Origin of the sequence: Polaribacter filamentus (genome assembly GCF_002943715.1) — a bacterium.
Lineage (GTDB): Bacteria > Bacteroidota > Bacteroidia > Flavobacteriales > Flavobacteriaceae > Polaribacter > Polaribacter filamentus.
In genome coordinates, this window is sequence record NZ_MQUA01000013.1 from 1,708,767 (window position 1) to 1,724,488 (window position 15,722).

11 protein-coding genes and 2 pseudogenes are annotated in these 15,722 nt (G+C 31.9%); 9 read left to right on the forward strand and 4 right to left on the reverse strand.

Translation table 11 applies throughout. The annotated features are described in order from the left end of the window. The first annotated feature begins 12 nt into the window (after positions 1-12). Positions 13-1,013: pseudogene (gene gldG, locus BST83_RS21705) on the forward strand (gliding motility-associated ABC transporter substrate-binding protein GldG). 240 nt (positions 1,014-1,253) lie between these two features. On the opposite strand, the gene BST83_RS10150 reads toward gldG, so the two are convergent. After that, positions 1,254-2,015 (reverse strand): NAD-dependent epimerase/dehydratase family protein, encoded by a 762-nt coding sequence (locus BST83_RS10150; RefSeq protein ID WP_104809685.1) that lies wholly within the window; start codon positions 2,013-2,015, stop codon positions 1,254-1,256. A 122-nt stretch (positions 2,016-2,137) separates the two neighbouring features. Here BST83_RS10150 and BST83_RS10155 point away from each other — a divergent pair, with 122 nt between their 5' ends. After that, positions 2,138-2,665 carry a DUF2911 domain-containing protein gene (locus BST83_RS10155; RefSeq protein ID WP_104809686.1) on the forward strand — a complete coding sequence of 176 codons (528 nt, stop codon included), beginning with the start codon at positions 2,138-2,140 and terminating at the stop codon, positions 2,663-2,665. A 131-nt stretch (positions 2,666-2,796) separates the two neighbouring features. On the opposite strand, the gene BST83_RS10160 is transcribed toward BST83_RS10155, so the two are convergent. The 3 genes from BST83_RS10160 to BST83_RS10170 form a co-directional block, all read right to left on the reverse strand. Continuing rightward, positions 2,797-3,768: a Gfo/Idh/MocA family protein gene (locus tag BST83_RS10160; protein ID WP_104809687.1), complete on the reverse strand. Its 972-nt coding sequence runs from the start codon at positions 3,766-3,768 to the stop codon at positions 2,797-2,799. 3 nt (positions 3,769-3,771) lie between these two features. Next, positions 3,772-5,499 (reverse strand): sodium:solute symporter family protein, encoded by a 1,728-nt coding sequence (locus BST83_RS10165; RefSeq protein WP_104809688.1) that lies wholly within the window; start codon positions 5,497-5,499, stop codon positions 3,772-3,774. 225 nt (positions 5,500-5,724) lie between these two features. Continuing rightward, positions 5,725-8,244, reverse strand: a complete 2,520-nt coding sequence (locus BST83_RS10170; protein WP_104809689.1) for a PIG-L family deacetylase — start codon at positions 8,242-8,244, stop codon at positions 5,725-5,727. 173 nt (positions 8,245-8,417) lie between these two features. Between BST83_RS10170 and dnaN the strand changes: the two genes are divergently transcribed. From dnaN to BST83_RS20665, 7 genes and pseudogenes are all read left to right on the forward strand, one after another. Further along, positions 8,418-9,536, forward strand: a complete 1,119-nt coding sequence (gene dnaN / locus BST83_RS10175) for a DNA polymerase III subunit beta (protein WP_104809690.1) — start codon at positions 8,418-8,420, stop codon at positions 9,534-9,536. A 112-nt stretch (positions 9,537-9,648) separates the two neighbouring features. Next, positions 9,649-10,242 (forward strand): acyl carrier protein phosphodiesterase, encoded by a 594-nt coding sequence (locus tag BST83_RS10180; RefSeq protein WP_240614719.1) that lies wholly within the window; start codon positions 9,649-9,651, stop codon positions 10,240-10,242. After that, on the forward strand, positions 10,243-11,934 hold the full coding sequence (gene ggt, locus BST83_RS10185) for a gamma-glutamyltransferase (protein ID WP_104809691.1): 1,692 nt from the start codon (positions 10,243-10,245) through the stop codon (positions 11,932-11,934). A gap of 37 nt (positions 11,935-11,971) precedes the next feature. Continuing rightward, positions 11,972-12,391: a VOC family protein gene (locus BST83_RS10190; protein WP_104809692.1), complete on the forward strand. Its 420-nt coding sequence runs from the start codon at positions 11,972-11,974 to the stop codon at positions 12,389-12,391. Positions 12,392-12,514: 123 nt separating this feature from the next. Continuing rightward, a pseudogene (locus tag BST83_RS20655) lies at positions 12,515-13,239 on the forward strand (protease); the annotation flags it as partial. Between the two features lie 120 nt (positions 13,240-13,359). Further along, complete coding sequence (locus tag BST83_RS20660) at positions 13,360-14,205, forward strand: hypothetical protein (protein ID WP_496559620.1); 846 nt, start codon at positions 13,360-13,362, stop codon at positions 14,203-14,205. Continuing rightward, positions 14,181-15,716, forward strand: a complete 1,536-nt coding sequence (locus tag BST83_RS20665; protein WP_240614722.1) for a PDZ domain-containing protein — start codon at positions 14,181-14,183, stop codon at positions 15,714-15,716. Before BST83_RS20660 ends, BST83_RS20665 begins: the two co-directional genes overlap by 25 nt. Positions 15,717-15,722: the final 6 nt, after the last annotated feature.

The window sequence follows — 15,722 nt, forward strand, 5'->3', positions numbered from 1 at the left end:
GCAAAATTTACGTTGGATTCTGTAGTTAAAAATCCGCAGAAAACCTTGCAAGAATTAAACGCTTTTGATTTGGCAATTATTGCAAAACCAACTCAAAAGTTTACTACCGAAGAGAAGTTTACTTTAGATCAATTTATTGTAAACGGCGGTAAAACATTGTGGATGATAGACAATGTTCAAGCAGATCAAGATAGCTTATTGACCACTGGGAAAATGTTGGCATATCCAAGAGATTTAGATTTAACAGATTTATTATTTTCGTACGGAATTCGAATCAACACAACACTCATTAAAGATTTATATGCCGCAAAAATTGCGCTAGCAACAGGTAAAGTTGGCAACCAAACTCAGTTTCAAAATTTAGATTGGTTTTACCATCCGTTAGTAAGCGGAAATCCAAATAATGCGATCACAAAAAATATTGTTCCTGTAAGATTACAATTTGCAAATCAGATTGATACGCTTAAAAATAATATTAAAAAACACCTTTATTAATGAGTTCTCCTTTAACTCAAAAAATAGGAACGCCCACAATTATTGAGTTGCAATCTATTGCTGATGAGCCTCTGGAACAAGAGTATGTTTCAGGGCATCAATTGTTTGCTGTTTTACTAGAAGGCAATTTTAAATCAGCTTATAAAAACCGTATAAAACCTTTCGAAACCCCAGTTTTTAAAGAGAATTCAAGCACTAATAAAATGATTGTTATTGCGGATGGAGATATTGCTAAAAATCAGGTTCTAAAAGGAAAACCTACGGATTTAGCGAGAGATAAATGGACGAATGAAGAATTTGGAAATAAAGACTTTCTTTTAAATTCTGTTGATTATTTGTTGGATGATACTGGTTTAATCGAATTAAGAAATAAGACTCTAAAAATTAGTATTTTAGACAAACAAAAAGCCTACAAAGAGCGAATATTTTGGCAGTTTTTAAATGTTGCTTTTCCGCTTATTTTACTGTTTACTTTTGGATTTATTTTTAATTACTTGAGAAAAAGGAAATATAGTTAGCGGTTGTTGGTTGTTCGTTGTTGGTGAAAATGAAAAAATCTCGATACAATTTTATCTAAAAATCGAAAATCACTCGAACTGACAAACTTACTGTCATTTCGAAATGAGCTTTTTTAAGCGATTGAGAAATCTCTTATAAAAAGATAATTGATAAAGATGTTCTTCCTCGTATTTCGTAAGAATGACAAAACTCTTCAACTTTAAAACTCAGAAATTTTGTTACTTTGTTACTTCTCAACCTTAAATACTAAGCAAATCATCATGAATAAAAGTATAATCTAGGACGACTTGCACTTTCTTAGAACTAATAATTTTCCATTCGTACACTTCATTATCTTCAAATTCAAGAACCTCAAAATCATTACTTAATTTAGCTATTGTATAAAATTCTCTTCTCGTTGGATGATGATTAGAACACGCATTAAAAGTTTCATTCCAGCAATTTTGAGCAATAATTTCATGAATAATTTCGATACAATCTTCTTTATGAATCATGTTCACGAAACCCTTAGGTTGCGGAATTTTTCGACCGTTTTTGAACCAATTTGAAGGATGCCTTTCATCACCGAACAAACCAGCAAAACGAATGATTGTTGTTTCAAAAAAAGTGTTTTCTCTAAATAAATTTTCAATTTCTGATAACGGAGTTTTTAATACCTCATCTTCTTCTGTGATTACTTTATTTAACATTCCGTATACAGAAGTAGAACTAATAAAAATCACTTTTTGAATGCTAGAACGTTCAATTTGAACAATCAAATTTTCGAAACCATCAATATCCTTTGAAGTAATTGCTATGATTAAAATATCCGATTTTAAAAAATCATCAAACTCTTCAAAGTCAGAAATATCAACGATATAAGGATCAATATGATTGAGCTCTAAAAGGGCTAATTTTTCTTCCGTTGTGGTAGAACCTTTTACAGCATAGCCTTCATCTAACAAAGAAATAGCTAATGATTTCCCTAACCAACCACAACCTAAGATACTAACATTTTTCATCTAAATTCCATTATTTAAATTCTTATCTTTAACAAAGATACAATCCATTATTTTAAGGTTTTGTTAACAATTCTATTTTTTTTTAAATCGTAGATTTATCAAAATTAATAAATTCAAATACCATGAAAAAAATACTATTAAGTTTATTTGTAGTAGCAATTGCTTTTTCTACAAATGCACAAAAAAAAGTACCTGCTAGTCCGTCTCAGAAAATTGAGCAAACGATAGGTTTTACAACAATATCTGTAGACTATTCTAGACCCGGCGTAAAAGACCGAACTATTTTTGGGGATTTAGTTCCTTTTGGTCAAGTTTGGAGAACAGGCGCAAATGCTAGTACAAAAATAACTTTCAGCAAAGATGTGATGGTTGGTGATGCAAAATTAACAGCTGGTACGTATGCTTTGTATACCATACCAAATGAAGAATCTTGGGATGTTATTTTTTATACGGATACTAAAAATTGGGGAGGTCCAAAAGAATGGGATGAAGCTAAAGTTGCAGCAAAAGTTTCTGCGGAAGTAATGTCAGTTCCTGATACTATTGAAACTTTTACGATTATGTTTGATGATGTGAAAGACACAAGTACGGTTTTAGGTTTACTTTGGGAAAACACCTACGTTGGTGTACAAATTGATGTAACTAATTAAGTTCTAAAACATCGAATTTTATAATCTCAAGTGAAAGCTTGAGATTTTTTTGCTTAAAAAAAACTATATTTCTTCTGCTCTTCAATAAAAATAAAAGCAATTAAATTTTCTTAATAGGGCGTTTTTTCACCCTAATACTCCAAACCAATAATATTCCTTATGGAATCTAGGGTATGTATCAAGTTTTTAGAAAATTCAAAAGTCATCACATCACTTTCTTTTTTGTCCTCTCTTAACAATTGATTAAAATGTGCCGCTTCAAAATCATAGCCAATGGTTCTGTAGCCAAAATCGATAATTTCTTCATGTTTACCTTCAATAATAGTTATTGTTGAAGGCGCGTGAAATTGTGTATTAATTTTCACAATTGCTGTATCAAAAGTAAAAATTGCCTCTGTTTTTGTTTCTTCCAATAACGAACTTTTTAAAGTTGCTTTGGCTCCTTTATAATAAAAAATCATATTACAATCTGAATCTGCTCCTGTTTCAAAGAAAGAAGCTTTTGCTTCAATATTTTCAGGAACTCCTAAAGTTGATAATGCTGCGAAAATTGGATAAATTCCGATGTCTAACAAACTTCCACCTCCAACTTCTTTTTTAAAAACTCTGCCATTTTTATTATATATAGGATGAAAACCAAAATCAGCTTCTAAACTTTTTAACTTTCCGAATTTTTCATTCTTAACAATCTCTAAAACGTAATTAAAATGTGGTAAAAAGAACGTCCATAAAGCCTCCATTAACAACACCTTATTTTCTTTGGCAACAGTAATCATTTCTGTAACTTCTTGCAAATTCATGGCAAATGGTTTTTCGCACAAAACTGCTTTTTTATGTTGCAAACAAAGTATGGAATGTTCTTTGTGAAAACTATGCGGAGTAGCAATATAAACAGCGTCAACATTCGCATATTTTGCCAATGCTGCATAAGAATTATATGCTTTTTTCACTTTGTATTTCTGTGCAAATTCGTCAGCACTTTGCTGATTTCTAGAAGCAACAGCTGCTAATTCAGTGTTTTCTAAAGTGGCTAAATCTGTTGCAAATTTGTGGGCGATTTTTCCTAAACCTATAATTCCCCAACGTATTTTTCTTTTTTCCATAATTTACTCAATTCCTATTGATTCTAATTCTTCAATTTTACTACCGTTTGAAGGAATAAAAAACTGCAATAGAATTGCAATGCCCATTACCAAAGCACATCCTAATAAATTTAACCATAAATATGGCAACCAGTCTAATATAAAAACCCCAATAATTAGAACTTGTGTAATTAGTGCCGCTATAAAAACAGCATTCCCTTTTACAAATTTGATAAAAAATGCTAACAAGAAAATACCTAAAACATTTCCGTAAAAAATAGAACCTATGATGTTTACTAGCTGTATTAAATTATCAAATAAATTGGCGATACAAGCCACTGAAATCGCGAGAATTCCCCAAGCCAGCGTAAACCATTTTGATGCTTTTACGTAATGCCCTTCGCTCTTCTCATCTTTTACATTTCGCTTGTACAAATCCATCGCAGTTGTGCTTGCCAATGCATTTAATTCGGACGCTGTAGATGACATTGCCGCCGATAAGATTACAGCTAATAAAAGTCCGATTAATCCTCTGGGTAAATTGTTTAAAATAAAATGAATAAACACGTAATCTTTATCATTCGATTCTATTTTTTTTAAGTCATTTTCATTAGAAATCTTATCGATAATTTCTTTCGCAGCTTCCTTAATTTCTAAATCTCTTGCATTTAAGTCTTGAATTTCTTCTTTATCAGCAACTTGAAAACCATCCCTAAAAATTACTTTTTTAGTGTTTTCAATAGTAACATGTTCTGCTTCTAATTGTTGATATTCCTCAACATATTTAGACTTTAATACTTCTTCATTTGCTCCTGGATTAAAATTTAATGGCGACGGATTAAATTGATAAAAAACAAAAACCATCACACCAATTAACAGGATAAAAAACTGCATTGGCACTTTTAACAATCCGTTAAAAATTAAACCTAACTGACTTTCTCTAACAGATTTTCCTGATAAATAGCGCTGCACCTGACTTTGATCTGTTCCAAAATAGGATAACATTAAAAAGGTTCCTCCCAAAATTCCTGTCCAAACCGTATATCTATTACTCAAATCAAAAGAGAAATCTAACACTTGCATTTTATCACTTGCACCCGCAATTTCTAATGCTTTTGTAAACGTAATATCCGCAGGAAGCTGACTCATAATCATATAAAAAGCAATGACCATCCCTATAAAAATGATAATCATTTGTTGTTTTTGCGTAACATTTACTGCTTTTGTTCCGCCAGAAACGGTGTAAATAATTACTAAAAAACCAATGATAATATTTAAAGTTAGTAAATCCCAACCTAAAACTGCGCTTAAAATAATTGCCGGCGCAAAAATGGTAATTCCCGCTGATAAACCACGTTGAATTAAAAATAAAATGGCCGCTAAACTTCTCGTTTTTAGATCGAATCTTCCTTCTAAAAATTCATAGGCTGTGTATACTTTCAATTTGTGATAAATTGGGATAAAAACCACGCAGATAATTACCATTGCAATTGGCAATCCGAAGTAAAATTGCACAAAACCCATTCCGCTATGAAAAGCCTGTCCAGGAGTTGATAAAAACGTAATTGCGCTTGCTTGCGTTGCCATGACTGACAGCCCAATGGTCCACCACTTTGAGTCGTTTCCTCCTTTTATATAATCTGTTACGTTGCTATTTTTTCTGGTAGCATACGTTCCGTAAGCTACAATAAACAAAAGTGTTCCTGCAAGAATTACCCAATCTATATAATGTAATTTGCTCGTAATATCCATCAATTAAACTGTAAAATAATTAGTGATCAAAAAGAATATAATGATGTACACAAGATTTGCAATTAACACAAAACTGTATTCTTTTTTCCAAGTGTATTTTTGTTCTTTCATTTTTATGTGATTTTTTTTTGAAGCTATTTCCCGCTTTTCACTATATCTTTTTGCTGAAAAAGCAAAAAGGATGCCGTTTCAATCAGGGCTATACCTATCTATTTGGGCTTGTCATTACTCCTTGATTTCTTCTTTTATTTCAATCTCCCGTTTTTGAACAGACAACATATTTGCAAATAATTTATACGCTCCAGAAACTCCAGCAGGCAGCTCTCTAAAGAAACTTAAACCTGTATAAATGTAATTTCCTTTCCCATATTTTGCGATTAATAAACTTCCGGTTTTAGCCGTTTCTCCTTTGTCATTCATAGAAAAAATTGGCGAATATTCTTCGCTCCAAGAATCAGGGAAATACAAGCCTCTTTCTTGAACCCAACCATTAAAATCATCCTTTGTAATTTTATTAGGAAAATTTAAGATTTCATGATTTTCATCTATAATTTCAACTTCCGCAAATTCGTCTGTAACTCTGTCATTTGATAATCCTAAAGAATATGGAGCACCAACATCTACGCCTCTATCTGTGTTGTATTGCACAATCAAATTCCCTCCTTTTTCAACATATTCTAATAAGAATTTCTGTTTGAATTTTAGTTCATCAACAACATTATAAGCTCTAATTCCTAGAACAATTGCATCAAATTTCTGTAAGTTATTTTCATCTATTTTTGATGGATTTATTTCTACAACCGTATATCCTATTTGTCTTAAACTTTCAGGAATTGCATCGCCTGCGCCATTTATATAACCAATATAACTTCCTGATTTTTTTATATTTAAACGAACAATTTTGGCTTCAGAATTTAATAAAATAGCCTGTTTCGGAATGTGATTGTAGTTAATTTCAATTAATTCTTTTTGATATATTTTTTCTCCTGAAGTTGCGATAACCTTCAACTTTCCTTCTGATTCATTTTTTGGCGGACTTACTAAAAACTCAACCGTTTTTTTATCATTTTTTTGTTCAATACTAAAAGCTATTTCTCTGGGTGATACACTCCAACTTTCTGGAACTTGTAAACTTAATCTTCCGTTAACGTAGTTTTCTCCCGCCCTTACTTCTACACCAATTTTTTTAGGAATGCTGTCAGAAAAAATAAGTACTTTGTCTTTTATTTTTGTAGTTATTTTTGGCAAAATTTCAAAAGGTTCATAAATTTCCCCTTTATCTCGTTCTGCATATCGCACTACAACATCTTTAGAAATTGAAATTGTCATGTAATTTATGATCAGATTAAAATCTATTTTTACAGCTCTTGAAGCTTCTGGCTGCCCTATTAATTGGTGATTATCTACTTTATACATCCCTAAAGTACCTTGCTCTTTTAACCAATAAGGATCAGAAAATTCATCCGTTTTTAATAAAATAGTTTCTTTAAAAACTACCTTTTTATTTTGTGATAATTGTAAACCCTTATACAGGATTTTTTCATCAATAGTTGATGTAATTGAGGTAAGCTCTATTGCTGCATTACTTCTATTTAAAACCTCAAACTCTACTTCTATATTAGAATTTGGTATTCCAGAAGCACTTGTTGCTGAAGCTTCTAAATACAAACCTGCACTGGCTTCAATGATTTCTTTAAGTTGTTTTTCTTTAATTTCCCGCCAATAAGTATCTTCTAAATTCTCAATCATTTTATAAGCTTCCATCAATTTTGGTAAATGTTTAGACGGATTTACAAAATCAAATTTTTCTTCAATATCATATAAAATAGCACCAACTTCTCCTCCGTTATTAATACGATTCCATGTTGTATTAATTCCTGAAAATATATCATTTTTATCTTTTAAAGGATCACCTTTTAAAAACTCTACATATTCTGTCTGCTCTCCTCTCGTGGTTACTCTTCCAAAACCTTGGCACAAATGCTGGCTACTTGCCATAGACGCTAACTCATTATTAGACAACCCTTTTAAAGGATAATAGACACCAACATCAAAAGAAGTTAACTTCCCAATTGTAGCCGTATCAAAGTCCTCTTGATTTTTATAAAACCAAGAAGATGTGTTAAAAAATAAACGTTTTGGTTGCCAAACTTTAGTGTAATTTAACTGATTAGAATACTGAGCAGTATCGCCAACTTTATCAAAAGCTTCCACACTTAACATGGCTGAAGCTGTATGATGCCCATGCGTTGAACCGGGTGTTTTATGATTAAATCGATTAATAATTACATCTGGTTTAAAAGTTCTAATTACCCAAACAACATCGCTTAAAACTTTTTCTTTATCCCAAATTTTTAAGGTTTCATCTGGGTGTTTAGAATAGCCAAAATCATTCGCTCTTGTAAAAAATTGCTCGCCACCATCTATATTCCTTGCAGCCAATAATTCTTCTGTTCTTATAACACCTAACAATTCGCTAATTTCCGGACCAATTAAATTCTGACCTCCATCTCCTCTAGTAATCGATAAATAACCAGTTCTTGCTTTTACATTATTTGCTAAATAGGCAATTAAACGTGTGTTTTCGTCATCTGGATGTGCAGCTATATATAAAGCAGTTCCTAAAAAATTAAGTTTTTGAATCTTTTCGTAAATCTGGTTTGATGTTAATTTTTGAGGCTTTTGAGCAGAAACTGTGCTAAAAATCAGTAGCAAAAAAAGAGTAAAAAAAAAGATATTTTTCATTTGTTTAGTTTGATAAGCTAACAAAAATAGCTTTTTTATGGCCTAAAGCCACTAATTAACATAATTATAACATTTTAAATTCATTAACAAAGTAAGGATAACCTGTTGATAAAATAATTTTTAAAGTCACTTTTTTAGAATATATTTGTAACTCGAATCAAGAAAAAAATTAAATGAAATTTATTGTATCAAGTTCGCAATTATTAAAACAACTACAAGTTTTAGGTGGCGTTATAAATAGCAACAACACATTACCAATTTTAGATAACTTTTTATTTGAAATTTCTAAAAATCAGTTAAAAGTTTCAGCATCAGATTTAGAAACAACAATGAGTTCTTTAGTCGATGTAGAAAGTGACAGTGCTGGTTCAATAGCCGTTTCTGCACGTTTGTTGTTAGATACTTTAAAAACATTTCCAGATCAACCTTTAACATTTAAAACCGAAGGTACAAACACCATTGAAATTAGTTCTGATCAAGGTAAATATGACATGGCTTATTTTGGAGGAGATGAGTTTCCTAAAGCGGTTTCCTTACCATCACCAAGCAAAACTGTAATTCCTGCACATATTTTAGGAACTGCAATTTCGAAAACAATTTTTGCTGCTGGAAATGATGATTTACGTCCTGTAATGAGCGGAGTCTTTTTTCAATTTAGCTCACAAAGTTTAACTTTTGTTGCTACAGATGCTCATAAATTGGTGAAATATTCTAGAACGGATGTTACTGCAGATCAAACTGCGGAATTTATTATGCCAAAAAAACCTTTAAATTTATTAAAAGGAATTTTAGGTGGTTCTGATAGCGAAGTTACCATCGAATATAATGATGCAAATGCTAAATTCACGTTTGATAATGTGGTGTTAGTTTGTCGATTAATTGACGGAAAATATCCAAATTACGAAGCTGTAATTCCGAAAGAAAATCCGAATAAATTAACTGTTGATAGAGCTTCTTTCTTAAACTCTGTAAGACGTGTTTCTATTTTCTCTAGTAAAACAACACATCAAATTCGTTTAAAAATGGCAGGAACTGAGTTAAATATTTCTGCTGAAGATTTAGATTTTTCTAACAAAGCAGATGAACGTTTAAGTTGTGATTATCAAGGTGATGATATGCAAATTGGTTTTAACTCTCGTTTTTTAAGCGAAATGTTAAACAACTTAAATTCTAACGAAGTTTTAATAGAAATGTCTTTGCCAAACAGAGCAGGAATTTTAACTCCTATAGATGGAACTGACGAAGGTGAGCAAGTTACAATGCTTGTAATGCCCGTCATGTTGAATAATTAATATACTTAGTCTTTTTTGCCTTAAAGTGATAAATCATTTCTGCGTTTAAAAGAATCCATAATATTTTGAAACCACAACTTTTTAGTTGTGGTTTTTTGTTTACATTTAGCAAATGAATTTCCTAGCCCATTTATATTTATCAAAAAATAACCCCAATATTATGATTGGCAACTTTATAGCAGATCATATTAGGGGTAATAATTATGAAGAATTTTCTAAAGAAATTCAGCAAGGAATTCTATTACACAGAGAAATAGACACTTTTACAGACGCTCATAAAATTGTTAGAAAAAGCAAAAGACGTTTACACAAACGTTACAGACATTATGATGGTGTGATTATCGATATTTTTTTCGATCATTTTTTAGCAAAAAACTGGGCAGATTACTCCGCTATTCCTTTGGATTTGTATACAAATTCCATCAATCATTTTTTCGATAAAATTTCATCAGAGTTACCTGTAAAATCAAAACAATTTATTAAATATATGATTGAATATAACATTCTTTTCAATTATCAATTTGAAGACGGAATTGAAAAAGTTTTAAACGGAATGAACAACAGAACCCAAGGAAAATCTCAAATGAATTTAGCCATTGAAGATTTAAAAATTTTGCACAGAGAATTTGAAGATGATTTTACGATTTTCTTCAAAGATTTAATAGCGCACACTAATCAAAAATTAATAGAAATTAAAAATTGTTAGATGAAAAAAATAATTTTAGTATTCGCATTTTCTTTATTGTTGATAAACTGCAAAACAGCAACTAAAAAAGAAAAAATTATCGGCTTGATAGCAGAAAAAGCTATGGTAGTTTCTGCTAGAGAAGAAGCCTCTAAAATTGGTTCAGCTATTTTACAAAAAGGCGGAAATGCTTATGATGCAATGATTGCCACTCATTTAGCTTTAGCAGTTGCATATCCCGTGGCTGGAAATATTGCAGGTGGTGGATTTATGGTATATAGAAATGCAGATGGTACTAAAGGCACATTAGATTTTAGAGAAAAAGCACCTTTAGCTGCTCATAAAGACATGTATTTAGATTCTCTTGGCAATGTAATTGAAGGTAGAAGTACTTTTGGTGCAAATGCAGTTGGGGTTCCTGGTTCTATCGCCGGAATCTTTGAGGTCTATCAAAAATTTGGAACCTTACCTTTTAAAGATTTAATTCAGCCGGCTATCGATTTAGCAAGAAATGGAATTACAATTACTAAAAATCAAAGTGAAGGTTTAAGCGATGCAAAAAAAGCGTTTCAAGCCGTGAACAACTATGAAACTATTTTCGAAAAAGATTGGAAAAAAGGCGATGTTTTTAAACAAGAAGAATTAGCACAAACCTTAGAGCGAATTCGCGATTTTGGAAAAGACGGATTTTACAAAGGTGAAACTGCCAATTTTTTGGTAAACTATATTACAGAATTAGGTGGAATTATTACACACGAAGATTTAGAAAAATACCGAGCAGTTTGGAGAAATCCAATCACCTTTGCATATAAAAATCATACAATTACAACAATGCCTTTACCTTCTAGTGGAGGAATTTGTTTGGCGCAAATTTTAAAATCAATAGAACCTTATGATGTGTCTAAATATGAACATAACTCAACAAAATATGTACAATTAATTACAGAAGCAGAAAGAAGAAGTTATGCCGACAGAGCTCATTATTTAGGCGATGTAGATTTTGTAAAAGTACCTGTAGATAGCTTAATTGATCTGAATTATATCAATAAAAGAATGCGAAATTTTTCTTGGGATAAAGCAACTCCTTCATCCGAAGTTTCACAAGGGAATATTTTAGGATATGAGAGTGATCAAACCACACATTATTCTATTGTAGATCAATTTGGAAATGCTGTTTCAGTTACTACAACACTAAATACTGGGTATGGCTCTAAAGTGGTTGTAAAAGGTGCTGGTTTTATTTTAAATAACGAAATGGACGATTTTAGCAGCAAACCGGGTGTACCAAATGTGTATGGTTTGGTAGGTACTAAAGCAAACGCAATTGCAGCAGAAAAAAGAATGTTAAGCTCTATGACTCCCACAATTGTAGAAAAAGATGGTAAGTTAAAAATGGTTGTTGGAACTCCTGGAGGTTCTACAATTATAACTTCTGTTTTACAAAATATTTTGAATGTAATTGAGTATGATATGGGCATGCAAGAATCTGTAGACAAAGCTAGATTTCATCACCAATGGTTGCCAGATATTATTAGAATGGAACCAAATGGTTTTGATAAAATAACAAAGACAAAATTAGAATCTTTAGGATATTATATTTACGAAAAAAATTCTCTTATTATTGGTAAAGTAGATGCTATTTTAGTTTTACCAAATGGAAAATTAGAAGGAGGTGCAGATAAAAGAGGTGATGATGCAGCTGCTGGGTTTTAAGCTTTAGACAAAACTTTTAAACTTTGAAACTAAAAATATGACAACACAACCATTTCACTTAGCAATTCCAGTACAAAACTTAGAAAAATGTAGAACTTTTTATAGAGATGTTTTAAACTGTGAAGAAGGGCGTAGTTCTGAACATTGGGTAGATTTTAATTTCTTCGGACATCAATTAGTGATTCATCAGAAGGAAGACTTTAAACCCGAAAGAATTTCAAATCCTGTTGATGGCCATGATGTTCCTGTTCCTCATTTTGGAGCCGTTTTAACTTGGGAAGATTGGCACACTTTAGCTGATCGTTTAAAAGCTGCAAATACAAAATTTATTATTGAACCTGGAATTCGTTTTCAAGGAAAAGTTGGTGAGCAAGCTACTATGTTTTTTAACGATCCAGAAAATAATGCATTAGAATTCAAAGCATTTAAAGACATTAGTCAACTGTTTGCAAAGTAATCGATTAATAGCTTTTAAAATACCCATATTTTTAAATTACTTTTTTTTATCTTTAGAGTCACATACTTAAAATTTATCATCATGAAAAAAATTCTTATTTTAATATCAATTTTCATGTCATATATGAGTCTGTCACAAAATACTCGTTTATTAAGACAACCAACACTTTCTAAAACAGATATTGTATTCGTTTATGGCGCAGATTTATGGAAAGTACCAGTAAATGGTGGTAATGCAATTCGGTTAACAAGTGATACTGGAAATGAATCTGATCCACATTTTTCGAAAGATGGACAATGGATTGCTTTCACAGCAGAATATGATGGAAATACAGATGTTTTTTTAGTTTCGATAAATGGTGGCGAACCTAAAAGATTAACCTACCATCCATCCAAAGATTATGTGCAAGGTTGGACACCTGATGGAAAAATTTTATTTCGTTCAGATAGAGAATCTCGACCAACAGAAACCAATAAGTTTTACACAATTTCTACAAAAGGGGCACGCCAGAAGCTTTTGAAATTCCAAGAGCTGCTTATGGGAAAGTTTCTGATGACAATAAATACATTGCTTACACACCAATCACAAGTTGGGATGCTGAATGGAGAAATTACAGAGGTGGACAAGCAATGCCAATTTGGATTGTAGATTTAAAAACCAAAGAATTGATAAAAACGCCTCAATTGGATGGAGAAAGACATGTAAATCCTGTTTGGTTTAAAGGTGATGTTTTTTATATTTCAGAAAGAGATTACACAGCCAATATTTGGTCGTACAACATCAAAACAAAAGAAGACAAACAAATTACTTTTCACAAAAAATTTGATATTAAAAACATCGATGCAAATTCTAACGGAATCGTTTACGAACATAGTGGATATTTGCATTTATTAAACCCAGAAACGAAAGCAACCAATCAGATTAACATTACTGTTCAAGGAGATTTAAACTATTCTAGGGTAAGATGGATGAACGTTTCTGGTAAAGATTTAACAAACCCAAATGTTTCCCCAAATGGACAAAGAGCTATTTTTGAATATCGAGGAGAGATCTTTACAGTTCCTAAAGAAAATGGTACTTGGCGAAATTTAACAAACTCTTCTGGAGTTGCAGATCGTTCTCCAATTTGGTCTCCAAAAGGCAATAAAGTAGCTTGGTTTTCTGATAAAAATGGCGAATATGAATTGGTAATTGCAAATCAAGATGGCGAAAATCAAGAGTTTATAAAATTACCAAATCCTACTTTTTATTTTCAACCAGATTGGTCTTCAGATGAAAAACACATTGCGTACACAGACACCAATTTTGTGATTTGGCTCATCAATATAGAAACCAAAAAAATTACAAAAGTAGATGCAGATGGCTATGCACATCCAAACAGAACAATGAATCCGAAATTTTCTCCTGATGGAGATTGGATTGCCTATGCAAAACAAAATATAAATAATTATAAATCGATTTTTGCGTATCAATTAAGTACCAAAAAAATTGTTCAAATTACAGACCCAATTGCAGATGCTATTTCTCCAGTTTGGGATATTTCTGGAAAATATATTTACACCTTAGCAAGCACTGATTATGGTTTACAAACAGGTTGGTTAGATATGAGCTCTTACGATTCAAGTGTAACAAGAGCTCTGTACGCTGTGGTTTTAAGTGCGAATGATAAAGCACCTATTTTACCAAAAACAGATGAAGAAGAATTAAAAAAAGAGGAAGAAAATAAAGACGATAAAAATCGGAAAAAGAAAAAACAACAGATAACAAGACAGTTATTGATGAAAATGGATTGTTTAACAGAGTTGTTCCTTTAAAGCTACCTTTAAGAAATTATGTTGCTTTACTAGAAGGTCCAAAAAACAAGATATTTATTGCAGAATCAATTCCAAATACTTCTGGTTTAACAGTACATAGTTATGATATCGAAAAAGAAAAAGCATTAGAATTTGCGACAGGCGTTTCATCTATGAATGCTTCTTTTGATAGAAATTCAATTTTAATTTCTAAGAAAGGTACTTGGAGTTTGTCTAACACAAAGGAAGAAAAAGAAGGGAAAGAATCTTTAAAAACCGACATGAAGATTCAGGTAGACCCGAAAGCTGAAGCACATCAAATTTTTAAAGAAGGTTGGCGTTTTATGCGTGATTTTTTATATGTAGATAATGTTCATGGAGCTCCTTGGGATGCTATTTACGAATGGTATTCACCTTGGATAAATGATGTAAAACACAGATCTGATTTAAATTATGTTGTAGATATTATGAGTGGCGAGGTTGCTATTGGACATTCCTATGTTTCTGGAGGAGATTATCCTGATGTAAATAGAATTCCAGTAGGATTGTTGGGTGCAGATTTAGAAAAAAAGAATGGTTTATATCAATTTAAAAAAATATACAAAGGTGAACGTTGGAATCCGGATATTGATGCTCCTCTTGGTTTACCAGGAATCAATGTAAACGAAGGCGATTATTTAATAGCAATCAATGGTGTTTTACTAAAAGATAGCATGAATCCTTTTCAGTTATTAGAACAAACTGCAGGCAGAGAAATTTATATTAAAGTGAATGACAAACCATCAGAAAAAGATGCAAGAACCATTTTAATAACTCCAACTTTTAGCGAAAGAGATTTGCGTTCTATTGATTGGGTAGAGAGTAACAGACGAAAAGTTGATCAACTTTCTGGCGGAAAATTAGCCTATGTATATGTTCCAAATACCAGTAATCCAGGGTTTACTTCTTTTAATAGATACTATTTTTCACAACAAGATAAAAAAGGTGTTGTTATAGATGAAAGAAATAATGGTGGTGGTTCTGCAGCTGATTACATGATTGATATTATGTCTAGAGAAGTAATTGGTTACTTTAATAGTAAATCTGAAAGTAGAAGACCTTGGACAACACCTATGGCTGGGATTTGGGGACCAAAAGTGATGATAATCAACGAAAGAGCAGGTTCAGGTGGAGATTTACTTCCATATATGTTTAAAGAAAAAAAACTAGGACCTATAGTGGGTACAAAAACTTGGGGAGGTTTGGTTGGAACTTGGGATACTCCACGTTTTATTGATGGAGGTAGAATGGTTGCTCCAAGAGGTGGTTTTTACGATGTTGATGGTAATTGGGCTGTTGAAGGAGAAGGAGTTGCGCCTGATATTGAAGTGCACCAAACACCAAAAGAAGTTCTGCAAGGGCAAGATCCACAGTTAGAAATGGCAGTAGCAGAAGCTTTGCGTTTATTAAAAATAAACGAGTTTTTTCCAAAACCAGAACCAAAAGCACCAATTCGTTCGAAAAGACCTAAAGGCTATAAAAACGATAAATAGTGCAAC

Excerpts from the sequence above, each read along its gene's own strand:
- BST83_RS10180 (WP_240614719.1), top strand. The coding sequence starts at position 9,649 with ATGAATTTCCTAGCCCATTTATATTTATCAAAAAATAACCCCAATATT.
- ggt (WP_104809691.1), top strand. The coding sequence starts at position 10,243 with ATGAAAAAAATAATTTTAGTATTCGCATTTTCTTTATTGTTGATAAAC.
- BST83_RS10190 (WP_104809692.1), top strand. The coding sequence starts at position 11,972 with ATGACAACACAACCATTTCACTTAGCAATTCCAGTACAAAACTTAGAA.
- BST83_RS10160 (WP_104809687.1), bottom strand. The coding sequence starts at position 3,768 with ATGGAAAAAAGAAAAATACGTTGGGGAATTATAGGTTTAGGAAAAATC.
- BST83_RS10165 (WP_104809688.1), bottom strand. The coding sequence starts at position 5,499 with ATGGATATTACGAGCAAATTACATTATATAGATTGGGTAATTCTTGCA.
- BST83_RS10150 (WP_104809685.1), bottom strand. The coding sequence starts at position 2,015 with ATGAAAAATGTTAGTATCTTAGGTTGTGGTTGGTTAGGGAAATCATTA.
- BST83_RS20660 (WP_496559620.1), top strand. The coding sequence starts at position 13,360 with ATGAACGTTTCTGGTAAAGATTTAACAAACCCAAATGTTTCCCCAAAT.
- BST83_RS10155 (WP_104809686.1), top strand. The coding sequence starts at position 2,138 with ATGAAAAAAATACTATTAAGTTTATTTGTAGTAGCAATTGCTTTTTCT.
- dnaN (WP_104809690.1), top strand. The coding sequence starts at position 8,418 with ATGAAATTTATTGTATCAAGTTCGCAATTATTAAAACAACTACAAGTT.
- BST83_RS10170 (WP_104809689.1), bottom strand. The coding sequence starts at position 8,244 with ATGAAAAATATCTTTTTTTTTACTCTTTTTTTGCTACTGATTTTTAGC.